Below are 13207 nucleotides of genomic sequence, written 5' to 3'. Positions count from 1 at the left end.
TTTCTTATATAGTTCCGGCCTTTTACCCGAAATTCTTTATTTTGCCTGCAAATCTAAGAAGGAAAATCAATCATTTCCGAATTTAGGAATTTACACGTTTAATTTCAGAAATAGATTTGAAGCGCGCCGGCAGGCATTTTACGCTCATCAATTTCAAGGAAAGGTAAACCCTGATTGTTCTTATCTTCACAGATCACTTAAACATTAAACTATTTTATGAAGATTATCCTTAACCTGTTACGTATAATCGTTGGGGTTTTATTCATTTTCTCTGGCCTGATTAAAGCAAATGATCCGTTAGGGCTCAGCTATAAAATGGACGAGTTCTTCGAAGTGCTGCACCTCACTTTCCTGTCTCCCTGGTCCCTGGCATTTTCCATTATCATGAATGCCTTCGAAATTATTGCCGGTGTAGCTGTACTGGTTGGATACCGTATGCGTATCTTTTCCGTGCTACTGCTGCTGCTCATTATATTCTTTACCTTTCTTACAGGTTATGCCCTGTTCAGCGGTACTATCCGTGAGTGTGGCTGCTTTGGCGACTGCATAAAGCTCAGCGCCGTGGAAACCTTCTGGAAAGATGTGATCCTGCTGGTGATGATCCTGGTGATCTTCTTTTACAGGAACGGCATACAGCCGCTGTTCAAAGCAGCAGGACTGGTGCTGCTGCTCTCCGCCGTATTCGCATTCGGGATTCAGTGGTATACGTTGAAACACCTGCCTTTCTTCGACTGCCTGCCTTATAAAATAGGCAACAACATCCCCGAAAAGATGAAACTGCCCCCGGGCGCTACACCGGATGTGTACGAAATGATCTTTATATATGAGAAGAACGGGCAGAAGAAGGAATTTACTGCAGATAACTATCCCTGGTCCGACAGTACCTGGAAATTTGTAAACCGGAAAGATAAACTGGTGAAAAAAGGCAACGCAGAACCGGCCATCAAGGATTTTATCCTTACCGACCTGGATGGCGTTAACCAAACGGAGGCCATCCTGTCTGAAACCAAACCGGTATACCTTTTCCTGGTGCTCAATACCCAAAAGGCCGGCAGCGGATGGGATGAAAAAATGAAAGCCCTGCAACAAAAGTGGAAGAACCAGGAAGTAGTTATATATGGAGTAACCGCGTCCACCAAAGAGGAAATTGCGGCCTTCAAACAGCAACACGGCCTGGAGTTTCCTTTTGTACAAATGGATGGAGTGGCCATTAAAACCGCAGGCAGAAGCAACCCTGCGCTGCTCCTGCTGGATAAAGGCACCATCAAAGGGAAATGGCATTATAATGATATACCATAATCAGCTGTATGCTTCGTTTTCTGCTTCGTAAAACCGGGTATGGATTGCTGGTGCTGCTAGGCGTAGTGGTGTTGGTGTTCTTCCTGTTCAATGTGCTGCCCGGCGATCCGGCACGGCTCACATTAGGACAGCGGGCAGACGTAGCATCCCTGGAAAACGTGCGCCGGGAACTGCATCTCGACCAGCCGGTAGGGACGCAGTTCCTGTATTACCTCAACGACCTGCTGCCAGTTGGGGTCCACACCCAACAGGAAGCCAGTGAAAACCTGCGGTACCTAACGGTAGCGCATATATCAAATGATAAGCTCCTGGTGCTGAAAGCGCCTTATCTCCGCCGTTCCTACCAGGGTAAAAAACAGGTATGGGATATTCTAATAGAGGCATTGCCTGGCACCCTGCTGCTGGCAGTAGCCGCTATGCTGTTTGCCACTATTGTTGGTATTGCCCTGGGGGTAGTATCGGCCGTAAAGCAAAACACCTGGATGGATACCGGGGCCGTATTTGCCAGTGTGGCCGGTATTTCAGCGCCTTCCTTTTTTGCAGGGATAGTACTGGCTTACCTGTTTGGCTTTGTACTGAGCGACTATACCGGTCTTCATATGTCCGGCAACCTGTTTGATGTGGATCCTTTCAGAGGCAGGGTACTGAACCTGCGCAACCTGGTGCTCCCGGCAATTACGCTGGGGATCCGCCCGCTGGCCATCATTGTGCAGCTCACCCGCAGCGCTATGCTGGATGTACTGCACCAGGATTATATCCGTACCGCTTACGCCAAAGGTCTTTCCCGCCGGGCCGTGATATGGCGGCATGCGCTGCCCAACGCCCTCAACCCGGTGATCACCGCCATCACCGGCTGGTTTGCCGAACTGCTGGCAGGCGCCTTTTTCGTAGAATACATTTTTGGTTGGAAAGGCATCGGCAAGGTAACGGTGGATGCCTTGGACAAATTCGACTTCCCCGTGGTAATGGGAGCCATCCTCTTCACCGCCGGCATCTTCGTGATCGTTAACCTCCTGGCGGATCTCCTTTATACACTTATCGACCCGCGGATCAAGCTCGCGTAGCTCGCCGCGGAAATTGTCTGACTCAGGATTTTGATGATTACACTGATTTGATCATTTTTGATTTTAAAAGATTTGTGGAGATATTAGCGAGTATATTTTCGCTAAAATCTCCCCAAATCCTTTTGAATCAAAAAAATAAAATCAGCGAAATCATCAAAATCCTGAGTCAGACAAACTCCGCAAAAAAATATTCCCATCTTTGTAACATCTCCGATTTACAGTCGTCTTCTTTCAAAACGCACTATTCTGCATGTCATTAGATAGATTCCTTACCGAGGTAGTTCCAGTCAGGCAAAAGCTTTACCGCTTTGCTTTCCGCCTGCTGGGCAACGAGGAAGACGCGCAGGATATCATCCAGGATGCCCTCATGAAGGTATGGGGCATGCAGGAAAAGATGGCGGAACTACAGAATATGGAAGCCTGGTGCATGCGTATTACCCGCAACCTGGCCCTGGATAAGATCAAATCCAGGAAATACCGGGTATCAGATGAACTGGACAGGGCAGGAGAGATGCCGGCCATTCATCAGCAAAACCCGCATGCGGTAACAGAACAGAACGATGTCATGGAAAAAGTGCATGTGGCCATCAATGCCCTGCCGGAAAAGTACCGCACCATTCTTCAGCTGAGGGATATCGACGGGCATTCCTACCAGGAGATCGCCGACATACTTGATATAGACATGAACGACGTTAAAGTGAATTTGCACCGTGCCCGTAAAACGGTACGCGAAAAACTACAAAACCTGCAGATATATGGATTATAAACACATCACTGTATTGGTGGAAAAGTATTGGGAAGGAGAAACCTCCCTCGAAGAAGAAGCGATACTGCGTGATTTTTTTAGCATGCCGCACGCTGGCCTGCCGGAAGCCCTGCAGGAGGCGGCTCCCTTGTTCGGGTACTTTCACCGCGAAGCAGAAAGAGTATGGGAAGCGCCACCGGTAAAAATAGTGAAGCTGTCGCCCTGGCGGCACTGGATGAAATATGCTGCAGTGATCTTGGTAGCGGTAGGCATCGGTTATGCGCTTAAGCAGCACCATCAGCGGGAGCAGCAGGTACTGGTAGCTTTAAGGCAGCAGGAAATGAACGATCCGCAGAAAGCGCTGGACGAAACCAAGAGAGCTTTACAGTTGCTGGCTAAAAATCTCAACAAGGGCACTTCCGGGATACAGCAGCTGTCTTATTTCAGCGAAGCCACTGCCGTGGTGGAAGGAAAGGAAGATTAACCAACGGCCATTTTAAAACCTGATATAAATTTAGAAAGATGAAACGATTCTTGTTATTACTAGTGGCGGTCTTTGCCAGTTTTCACCTCTTCGCGCAACAGGGAAGCGCCATAGAACGGTTCTTCCAGAAGTACGAGAACGACCGCAGCTTCACGGTGATCACCATCACGCCCAAGATGTTCAGCATGTTCGCCAAACTGGACCCCGGTGATGCCGACGCCAAAAACATGATGAAGGTGATCCAGAAGCTGAAAGGACTCCGTATCCTCACCAAGGAAACTACGAAAGATGGCCCCCGGTTATACAGGGAAGCCGCCGCGTTTATTGGTGGCGACTTTGAAGAACTGATGACGGTGCGCGACAAAGGCAGCGATGTGAAATTCATGGTGAAGGAAGACGCCAAAGGCAACATCAATGAACTGGTAATGCTGGTAGGCGGCTCCGATCAGTTCCTTGCCATGAGCCTGGTGGGCAATATGGATCTCAACGAAATATCCCAGATCGCCAACGGCGTTAGTATCCAGGGAATGGATAAACTTAAAAACGTGAAGAAGAAATAACTTTTAAAACTACTCCCATGAAATCATTGCTCATTGCCGCAGGTTGTATGTTCTTATCTGCTACGGCTGTAAAGGCCCAGGACAAATGCCTGCGCGAGTTCCGCAACAAGTATAAAGGAAGCGCGGAAATACACACTGTAAACCTGGGCAAATTTGCGCTCAACCTGGGCAGCCTGTGCCTGTCGTTCGACAATGACGACGCCGATGCCAAAGCGATGGGGCACGCACTCAGAGGCATACAGAAAGTAAAGGTATACACCATTTCCAATGTAAAAGGCGGCACTGTTAGTTATGACGATATTGCTGATCTGAAAAGCAACCTGCAGCGGAATGAGAATTTCGATCTGTTAATGGAAGCAAGAGACAATGGAAACCTGGTTCATATACTCAACAAGGGGAAAGCCGATGAATTGGGTAACGTGGTAATGCTGGTACAGGAAGAAAACGAATTCGTGATCGTAAACCTGCAAACCACCCTGAAAATAGCTGATGTCAACCATCTTATCCGGCAGTTTGCCTCCAACTGATCACTGCCTAACGGATCATCACTTCCTTTACAATGTTCTCTCCGAGCATTTCATTCACCAGCTTGATGATCTTGTCTTTCGAATAAGTTAATTCCTGTTTTAGCGGCGCCACAGTAGTTGTAACGATCAGTTTATTATCGATCAGCTGGATGCTCTGTGTGTAGCGGGCAATGGTTTTGCCCATCAGTTTCTCCCAGTTTTCCTGGATGCGCACCTCCGTAAGGCGGGGTTTCATCCTGCTCTTATTCATAAATTCCCGGAGGGCATCTCCTATACTGGTAGTTCCATGACGCATGGTGCGAAGCTAGTGATTTTTTGTTGGTATGTAGCTTTCAGCAACGCATTTTGTTGCCGGAAGCTATATGCTATATGGCGATGAGCTGTATATTTTCTCCTGTGCCCGCAAAGGCCTGCTGCAGCCGCTCTGCATGCGTATCCGTAATAAATACCTGGCCGTAGTTATCGCTGGCTACCAGTGCAATGAGCCGGCTTACCCTTTCCTGGTCCAGCTTTTCAAAGATATCATCCAGCAGGAGCAGGGGAGGGAATTTTTTATGCTGGCGGATCACTTCAAACTGCGCCAGCTTCAGGGCAAACAGGAAACTTTTGCGTTGGCCCTGTGAAGCGCTGCTTTTCATGAGATGATCGTTCAGCAGGAAAAGAAGATCATCACGGTGAATGCCGGTGGTGGTGCGCTGCAGCTGCATATCGCGGTACCTTGCCTGGTTTAGCTGCAGGGCATAATCTTCCTCCAGCAGGCTGCACTGGTATTGGATATTCACTACTTCATGGGTGCCGGCAATATAATCATACAGGCGTTGTACCTGCGGGATAAAGGTTTGCAGGAAAGTTTTCCGGGTTTCATATACCGGTACGCCATGCATTACCAGCTGCAGGTCAAACACATCCAGGAGGCTGTCCTGGTTTTGCCCCGTGGCCGCCATATTTTTCAGGAGGCTGTTCCGTTGTAATAATATTTTCTGGTAGATGATCAGGTGCTCGAGGTACTCGGGGTAGAGCTGGGAGAGAAGACTATCCAGCCATTTACGCCTTTCCTCGCTGCCACCAAGGATGATGTCTGCATCGTCCGGGGCGATCATTACCGCGGGAAACTGCCCGATATGGCGGGAAAACCGGTCGTACCGCTCCTCATTCAGGCTTACTTCCTTGCGGCCGTCTTTGAGGGTACATACGATCTTTTCTTCCTGGTCATTTTTTTCCAGGTAGCCCTCCAGCCGGAACCCGTTGGTCTGGTAGCGGACATTCTGATTTTCGCTGCTGGTAAAATAGCTGCGGGTGAAGCAAAGATAATAGATGGCGTCCAGCAGGTTGGTTTTACCCGCACCGTTGCGGCCGGTAATCCCCACTATCCGGTGCCCGAAGGAAAAGGATACCTGGTTGTAATTCTTGAACTGAACGAGTGATATCTTATTTATATAAAGCAAAGAAAAAAATTATTCGTAATTAATAATATGCAAAAAATATCATTTGTATAACTAATAAAAATCCGCTCTACTGGGAACTTCCCTGTGATCCGGGTGCAATTAAATGCAAAACTGTTTGAAATTGATGAAATTGCATAATTTAATGGGAATTAGAATTGATATTTATATTTTACGATTTTCCTGTTATATTTGCGAACAAATTTAGAAAGAGTGCAAACTAAAACAGACGTGAAGACGAAATTCACCAAAGAGACATATCTGTACTGGTATGAATTGATGCTTTTGCTGCGCCGCTTTGAAGAAAAGACAGGCCAATTGTACGGTATGCAAAAAATCCGTGGCTTTTGTCATTTGTACATAGGACAGGAAGCAATTGCTGCTGGTGCGATGACTGCTACCAAGCCGGAAGATAAATTCATCACTGCCTACCGTGATCACGCGTTGGCAATTGCGAAAGGAATTTCCGCTAAAGCTTGTATGGCAGAACTGTATGGTAAAGCAACCGGTTGTTCGAAAGGAAAGGGAGGCAGTATGCACTTTTTCTCCAAGGAACATGGCTTCTTCGGCGGCCACGGTATTGTTGGAGCCCAGATAGGCACCGGCGCCGGACTGGCGCTTGCAGAACAGTACAAGGGAACAGACAATGTAGTGTTGTGTTTCTTCGGTGATGGCGCTGCCCGCCAGGGTATTCTCCATGAAACCTTTAACATGGCAATGACCTGGAAGCTGCCGGTAATTTTCATTTGTGAAAACAATATGTACGCAATGGGTACTTCTGTAGAACGTACCTCCAACGTACTGGATATCTATAAACTGGCGGATGCTTATGAAATGCCGGCCGATTCTATCGATGGTATGAGCTGCGAAGCTGTACACGATGGTATCGAAAGAGCGGTAAAACGTGCCCGTGAAAAAGGCGGTCCAACCCTCCTGGAAATCAAAACATACCGCTACCGTGGCCACTCTATGAGCGACCCGGCCAAGTACCGCACCAAAGAAGAGCTCGAAGAATACAAGGAAAAAGATCCTATCAACGAAGTACTGAGAGTTATTCAGAAAAATAAATGGGCTACCGAAGCAGAAATTGAAGCGATCAACGAAAGAGTGAAAACAGAAGTGGAAGAATGTGTGGCATTCGCAGAAGAATCTCCGTGGCCAAGCGATGATGAATTACTGAAAGACGTTTACGTTCAGGAAGATTATCCATTCATCGTTGACTAATGTATTTAGCTATCTGCCTTAAGCCTTTAGTAAATGTAGCCAAAGCTGCATCTGCTAAAGGCTTAAAGCCTAAAGCTAAACCCTATATTTAATAACCAAGCAATCATAACTACACCTTACAATGGCAGAAACTAAAGATAAAGCCACCGTGCCTCAGCCTACAAAAGATTTTGACCTGGAAGCATCCATGCACAAGGCAGAGGATTTCTTCTATAAAAACAAGAACGTTATTACTATAGCTGTACTGGCTGTAGTGGTAGTGGTAGGCGGTTTCTTCGCCTATAACCGTTTTGTGAAACAGCCGAATGAAAACAAAGCGCAGGAAATGATCTTCCACGCTCAGAACTACTTCGCGGTAGATTCATTCAAACTCGCCCTGAACGGTGATGGTAACAACTATGGTTTCCTGCAGGTGGTGAACAAATACGGCGGCACCAAAGCCGGTAACCTGGCTAAATACAGCGCAGGTGTTTGTTATATCCGTTTGGGTGAATACCAGAAAGGCATCGACATGCTGAAATCCTTTAGTTCTACCGACCTGCTGCTGCAACCCACTGCCTACGGCCTGATCGGCGACGCGTACATGGAGCTGAACAAAGCGGAAGAAGGTATTGAGTCTTACAAAAAAGCAGGACATTATAACGATAATGAACTGACTGCCCCTGTATACCTGTTCCGTGCAGGCCAGGCCCTGGAGAAAACAGGTAAAGCAGAAGAAGCTAAAGTTATCTACAAAGAGATCAAAGAGAAATTTCCTACGACTAACGAAGGTCGTGAAATGGACAAATACCTGGCAAGACTGGGAGAAGTAAAGAACTAGCTGTTAGCCGTTTGCTGCCGGTTTAAAGCCGGCAGCAGACCGCCGGCAGCCCAAAGCTATAAGAATAATATGTCCGAGCACAATAAGAGCTTATTAAATGATGCTGGCATTCTCAACCTGGAGGATGCCAGTGTTGTTATGGTGTATACCGAATGGAACGACGCTATCGTGAATGAACTGGTAAACGGCTGCGAAAAAACCCTCACACAGTACCAGGTCAGCAAATCAGAAAAAATAATTGTACCAGGCGCATTCGAATTACCATATGCCTGTAAACAATACTGGGAAACTACCAAAGGCACCGGTAAACAGCCTGGCGCTATTATTGCTTTTGGATGCGTGATCCGGGGCGAAACACCACATTTCGATTATGTGTGTAAAGCAGTAACAGAAGGTATCCTTCAACTGAACCTTCAGCTACCCGTTCCTGTTATATTTGGAATTCTGACGGTAGACAATGAGCAGCAGGCGCTGGACAGGCTGGGCGGAGCCCACGGGCACAAAGGAGAAGAAGCTGCCATTACTGCACTGAAGATGATCGCATTGCAAAGAAAGTTAGCTAAAAGCTAAGGCTAACGCTAAAAGCTATAGAGATGAACGTACAGTTATTTATACCGTGTTTTGTAGATCAGCTGTTTCCCGAAACCGCCTTCAATATGGTGAAGGTGCTTGAGAAACTTGGATGTAATGTAATGTATAACGCGGAGCAAACCTGTTGTGGTCAGCCAGCCTACAATGCCGGGTACCAGGACGAATGCCGCACCGTAGCCACCAAATTTGTAAAGGATTTTAAAACGTTCGACTACATTGTTGCTCCCAGCGGTTCCTGTACCGGTTTTGTGCGGAACTACTATGGCAAATTGTTTGATAATTCTGCAGCACATAATGATGTAAAACTGCTGAAGAAAAACCTCTTCGAGTTTACCGAATTCCTCACAGACGTATTGCATGTAACAGACCTTGGCGCTACCCTCAACGGGGTGGGCACCTATCATGATGCCTGCGGCGCACTGCGGGAATGCCATATCAAGGAAGGCCCCCGTAAACTGCTGGAGAAAGTAAAAGGACTGGAGCTGAAAGAAATGAACGATTGTGAAGTGTGCTGTGGCTTTGGCGGTACGTTCTCTGTAAAGTTCGAACCCATTTCCATGGGAATGGGCGAACAAAAAGTAAACAATGCCGTTAACAGCGGAGCCGATTACCTGATCTCTACCGACCTTTCCTGCCTGATGCACCTGGATGGTTATATCCGTAAACACGGTACCAATATCAAGGTGATGCACATTGCGGATGTATTGGCCAGTGGCTGGTAATCTTACTATCTGATCACGAAAATTAAATGCAATATGAATTATTGGTTGGTGAAATCTGAGCCATTTAAATATTCCTGGGACCAGTTTGTAAAAGACAAGATCACTTTCTGGGATGGCGTGCGTAACTACCAGGCCCGCAACAATCTCAGGGAAATGAAGAAAGGCGACCAGGTATTGTTTTACCACAGCAATGAAGGCATGGAAATAGTAGGCCTGGCTACCGTGGCCAAAGAAGCCTACCAGGATCCCACTACACCAGATCCTAACTGGGTGGTGGTAGACCTTAAGCCATTAAAGCCGTTTAAGAAGCCCGTCACACTGGTACAGATGAAAGCTGAAAAAAGGCTGGCCAACCTGTCGCTGATCCGCCAGGGACGCTTATCCGTATGTGATGTAAAGCCGGAAGAGTTTGAAGCGATCATGGAAATGGGAGGAATGAAAAAATAAGTATTTTAAAGAGATAGAAATGCGAAGGTCATCTTTCTTTGGAAGATGACCTTCGCTGTTTATGGAATTTCACGGAGATGTACATCATAGGGGAAATTCCAGCTCATGAAACATTCATTCATATTTGCCCTATGCGCGGCTACAATGCTTTTACCCGCCTGCCGCAATAACAGCACCAACAGCGCGCCTGCAGTACAGGAACTTAAAATGGAGGAAGCTCCGGCTATAGCGGCCGTAGCTGCTGAAGGCGCACTGGCTTCTTCCGGGAGCCATGCCGGTCAGGGGGCTGCGTTACCCATCTCCCAGAAAATTATTAAAAACGCCGTGCTTCGTTTCTCTACCTCCGATTTCGAATCCTCCAAAAAACGTATAGCCGATACAGTTAAAAAGTACGGCGGCTACATTGCCAGTGAAAAACAGGAAAATACCAGCATGCAATGGCGGAACGAGGTAGCCATAAAAGTACCGGCAGCCGCCTTTGAGCAATGCGTGGAAAGTATTACCAGCGGGGCTTCCAGGATAGATGAAAAAAGTATTACCTCCACGGACGTTACCGAAGAGTATGTAGATCTGGACGCCCGTATGAAAGCGCGGCTGGCGGTGGAGCAGCGATACGTGCAGATATTGCAGCAGGCAAAGAATGTAAAGGAAATACTGGAAGTGGAGGCCCAGCTGAAAAGCATCCGTGAAGAAATAGAATCGGCAAAAGGGCGTTTGCAATACATGGATCATCATGTAGCCTATAGCAACATCAGTCTTGAGTATTACCAGACCTTTGCCAACTCAGATCCGCAGTCACCGGGCTTCCTGCAGCGGTCGTGGTTGTCGTTCAAAGACGGCTGGAACTGGCTCTTATCGCTTACGCTCGGTATTTTCAGTGCATGGCCATTGATAGTTGGTATTGTTTTTATTTTTATTTTTATAAAAAGAGGAATAAGGAGATGGAAATCCCGCAAAGCCCCAACTAACGTAAACCAATAAACGAATTTACATGAAACCAAGACTGGTGGTGCTGACCGGAGCCGGCATCAGTGCTGAAAGCGGCCTCCGGACCTTCAGAGACACAGATGGATTATGGGAAGGCTATGATGTATATGAAGTGGCTTCCCCGCAGGGTTGGCAAAAGAATCCTGCCCTGGTGCAGGACTTTTACAACGGTCGCCGTCAAGACGTGAAAGCGGCGCTTCCCAATGCGGCTCACACAGGCCTGGCAAAGCTCGAAGAAAAATATGATGTGCGGATCATCACACAAAATATTGATGACCTTCATGAAAGGGGAGGATCTACCCGGGTGCTGCACCTGCATGGGGAGATCTTTAAGATGCGCAGTGTAAATAACGAGGAGCTGATCTATGAGATCCGCGATGATATTAAGATGGGCGACCTTGCGGAAGATGGCGGGCAGTTGCGCCCGCATATTGTTTGGTTTGGCGAAGCCGTGCCAATGATTGAAAAGGCCGCGCGGGAAGTATGGGAAGCGGATATATTTGTAGTGATAGGCACTTCCTTGCAGGTATACCCTGCGGCCAGCCTGCTGCAATATGTAAAGCCGGGTGTGCCGGTGTATATCATCGACCGGAAGATCCCTGAAGTAGGTAAGGCCGATAACCTTTACCTGATTGAAAAGCCCGCAACAGAGGGCGTGCTGGAATTATTAAATATCCTGTAAAATAAAAACCTCCCCGTTCCAGGGGAGGTATCACAAGTCCTTGTGCCCGATTAGAGTCCATCATAGGAAAAAAATAACTTTGCTTATTCAAAGCTTTCTTCAAATCTGATATCGTACTCTTCTAATTCTTTTAGAACGGGGTTATATACTTCCGGCATTACCGGTATCTGCAGTCCTGTTAATGTAATCTTGTCCTGGAGGATCATTTTGGCCATAATTCCCAGTGGGAGCCCTACTGTTTTCGCCATCGCTGTGTGTATGCTGTCTTCTCCCTGAACAATCATGTAACTGTGCATCCTGGTGGCCATACTGCGGCGTTCAAACTCAATTTCATGCATCATTACGATCATGTCTTTATCGGCAGGTTCCATTTTAAGTTTGTTCTCTACCAGGAACTGGAGCACGCCTGCGTTGGTTTGTTCCCCTAAATTTATGACTTCTGTGCTTAATAATCCCAGGAATTTTAGCTGGCGGATCACTTTGGACTTGGTGCTAACGCCCAGGAGCTGGGCTATATTCTCTTCCGGGGTGCCTGTTCCATCTTTAACGGCATGTGATGCCCATTCCGTATACGTTAGTTTATCTGTGGCAATTTTATGACTATCATCTGTCAGGCCCAGCTTTATCAGGGCATTCCAGCCCTCGCAAAAGTCCGGGAAGCGAAGGGTGGCTCGCATAAAGGTGGCCAGGTCTTCCAACTTGTAAGCCTGCATATAGCCCAGGGAATCGCGGTTGGGGTAGAAGGCCAGTTTACCGAGGCCGGGTACCTGAATGGTTTTTGTATGATCAAAAAGTTGTTCGTGGGTAAGTTCCTTCACTTTGCCTTTTTCCTTGTAGGTAGCGCCGGAAATGCCTGCCGTTACGATGTTCCGGGCATTCCAGGATACTTTGTACTGCCAGGGGTTATCATTACTGGCCGGGGAGATAAGACCACCGCAATATGATTTAAAGGAGAAGATCTGTCCGCCTTTCTTTTCAATAGAGTGAATGAGTTTCATGGCCGACATATGATCTATACCGGGATCAAGGCCCATTTCATACATAAACAGCAAACCTGCTTTTTCAATTTCGGGTTGCAGTTGTCTTACTTCATCATCAATATAAGAAGCGGTAAGCAGGTGTTTCTTTTCCGCCAGGCAATCCCTTGCCACCAGGATATGAAGGGTAGCAGGCAATAAAGAAATAACCAGGTCGGTATCTCTGATCAGTTGTTGTCTGGCTGCATCGTCTTTGATATCCAGTGCAGCGGGTGTAGCATAATATGATTTTCCTGTTTTGGATTTAATGAGCGAAAGGTCGTGATCGGCCACTGTGAGATGCCATTTTTGCCTCGGTGCATTTGCCAACAGATAGTCGATCAGGCTGGTGGCCGATTTACCGGCGCCAAACAACAGTATGTTCTTCATAGTCTTCTTTAGAAAAGTGATTAAGAATCAGGGGAATAACAGCACTTTTTACACTTATGTTCGAATTTTCAGGCAAATTCGGATTTGTTCTTATTATATATATGTTTTCCGTTGATTCGAGCTATTGATTATCAGCCGCTTAGAAACAAATACTTTGCCAATATTTATTTTCTAATATATTAATGGATCTTAACATATAGCAGATAA

Annotated in this window: 16 protein-coding genes; 13 read left to right on the top strand and 3 right to left on the bottom strand. The window is 47.0% G+C overall.

Annotation, left to right across the window (positions count from 1 at the left end; translation table 11 throughout):
* The first annotated feature begins 216 nt into the window (after positions 1 to 216).
* The 6 genes from FN124_RS22805 (at position 217) to FN124_RS22780 (ending at position 4679) form a co-directional block, all read left to right on the top strand.
* A complete protein-coding gene (locus FN124_RS22805) occupies positions 217 to 1299 on the top strand; it encodes a BT_3928 family protein (protein ID WP_142687085.1) in 1083 nt (360 codons plus the stop codon).
* An 8-nt stretch (positions 1300 to 1307) separates the two neighbouring features.
* Entirely contained in the window at positions 1308 to 2363 is a 1056-nt protein-coding gene (locus FN124_RS22800; RefSeq protein ID WP_142687084.1) for an ABC transporter permease, read from the top strand.
* Between the two features lie 250 nt (positions 2364 to 2613).
* Positions 2614 to 3129, top strand: coding sequence for a GFO_1088 family ECF-type sigma factor (locus FN124_RS22795; RefSeq protein ID WP_142687083.1), 516 nt, complete (start codon positions 2614 to 2616; stop codon positions 3127 to 3129).
* Entirely contained in the window at positions 3119 to 3592 is a 474-nt protein-coding gene (locus FN124_RS22790) for a PG0215 family putative anti-sigma factor (protein ID WP_142687082.1), read from the top strand. Before FN124_RS22795 ends, FN124_RS22790 begins: the two co-directional genes overlap by 11 nt.
* A gap of 38 nt (positions 3593 to 3630) precedes the next feature.
* Positions 3631 to 4152: a DUF4252 domain-containing protein gene (locus FN124_RS22785; RefSeq protein WP_142687081.1), complete on the top strand. Its 522-nt coding sequence runs from the start codon at positions 3631 to 3633 to the stop codon at positions 4150 to 4152.
* A 17-nt stretch (positions 4153 to 4169) separates the two neighbouring features.
* Positions 4170 to 4679: a DUF4252 domain-containing protein gene (locus FN124_RS22780; protein WP_142687080.1), complete on the top strand. Its 510-nt coding sequence runs from the start codon at positions 4170 to 4172 to the stop codon at positions 4677 to 4679.
* A gap of 7 nt (positions 4680 to 4686) precedes the next feature.
* Here the strand turns inward: FN124_RS22780 and FN124_RS22775 are convergent, their stop codons facing one another.
* Both FN124_RS22775 and recF read right to left on the bottom strand, forming a co-directional pair.
* Positions 4687 to 4974, bottom strand: coding sequence for a DciA family protein (locus FN124_RS22775; protein ID WP_142687079.1), 288 nt, complete (start codon positions 4972 to 4974; stop codon positions 4687 to 4689).
* 70 nt (positions 4975 to 5044) lie between these two features.
* A complete protein-coding gene (gene recF, locus FN124_RS22770; protein WP_142687078.1) occupies positions 5045 to 6124 on the bottom strand; it encodes a DNA replication/repair protein RecF in 1080 nt (359 codons plus the stop codon).
* A 228-nt stretch (positions 6125 to 6352) separates the two neighbouring features.
* Here recF and pdhA point away from each other — a divergent pair, with 228 nt between their 5' ends.
* The 7 genes from pdhA to FN124_RS22735 all read left to right on the top strand — a co-directional run bounded on the left by pdhA (position 6353) and on the right by FN124_RS22735 (position 11594).
* Positions 6353 to 7345 carry a pyruvate dehydrogenase (acetyl-transferring) E1 component subunit alpha gene (gene pdhA, locus FN124_RS22765; RefSeq protein WP_142687077.1) on the top strand — a complete coding sequence of 331 codons (993 nt, stop codon included), beginning with the start codon at positions 6353 to 6355 and terminating at the stop codon, positions 7343 to 7345.
* A 121-nt stretch (positions 7346 to 7466) separates the two neighbouring features.
* Positions 7467 to 8165 (top strand): tetratricopeptide repeat protein, encoded by a 699-nt coding sequence (locus FN124_RS22760; protein WP_142687076.1) that lies wholly within the window; start codon positions 7467 to 7469, stop codon positions 8163 to 8165.
* Between the two features lie 69 nt (positions 8166 to 8234).
* Complete coding sequence (ribH, locus tag FN124_RS22755) at positions 8235 to 8735, top strand: 6,7-dimethyl-8-ribityllumazine synthase (RefSeq protein ID WP_142687075.1); 501 nt, start codon at positions 8235 to 8237, stop codon at positions 8733 to 8735.
* Positions 8736 to 8758: 23 nt separating this feature from the next.
* Positions 8759 to 9478 carry a (Fe-S)-binding protein gene (locus tag FN124_RS22750; RefSeq protein ID WP_142687074.1) on the top strand — a complete coding sequence of 240 codons (720 nt, stop codon included), beginning with the start codon at positions 8759 to 8761 and terminating at the stop codon, positions 9476 to 9478.
* 33 nt (positions 9479 to 9511) lie between these two features.
* Positions 9512 to 9925 (top strand): EVE domain-containing protein, encoded by a 414-nt coding sequence (locus tag FN124_RS22745; RefSeq protein WP_142687072.1) that lies wholly within the window; start codon positions 9512 to 9514, stop codon positions 9923 to 9925.
* A gap of 105 nt (positions 9926 to 10030) precedes the next feature.
* Positions 10031 to 10906, top strand: coding sequence for a DUF4349 domain-containing protein (locus FN124_RS22740; RefSeq protein ID WP_142687071.1), 876 nt, complete (start codon positions 10031 to 10033; stop codon positions 10904 to 10906).
* Between the two features lie 10 nt (positions 10907 to 10916).
* Positions 10917 to 11594 (top strand): SIR2 family NAD-dependent protein deacylase, encoded by a 678-nt coding sequence (locus FN124_RS22735; protein ID WP_142687069.1) that lies wholly within the window; start codon positions 10917 to 10919, stop codon positions 11592 to 11594.
* Positions 11595 to 11677: 83 nt separating this feature from the next.
* Here FN124_RS22735 and FN124_RS22730 read toward each other — a convergent pair whose 3' ends face one another.
* Positions 11678 to 13000 (bottom strand): saccharopine dehydrogenase C-terminal domain-containing protein, encoded by a 1323-nt coding sequence (locus FN124_RS22730; RefSeq protein WP_142687068.1) that lies wholly within the window; start codon positions 12998 to 13000, stop codon positions 11678 to 11680.
* Positions 13001 to 13207 lie beyond the last annotated feature (207 nt).

The organism is Chitinophaga polysaccharea, assembly GCF_902150045.1.
Classification (GTDB): Bacteria; Bacteroidota; Bacteroidia; order Chitinophagales; family Chitinophagaceae; genus Chitinophaga; species Chitinophaga polysaccharea_A.
This window is presented reverse-complemented; position numbering and strand designations above follow the sequence as displayed.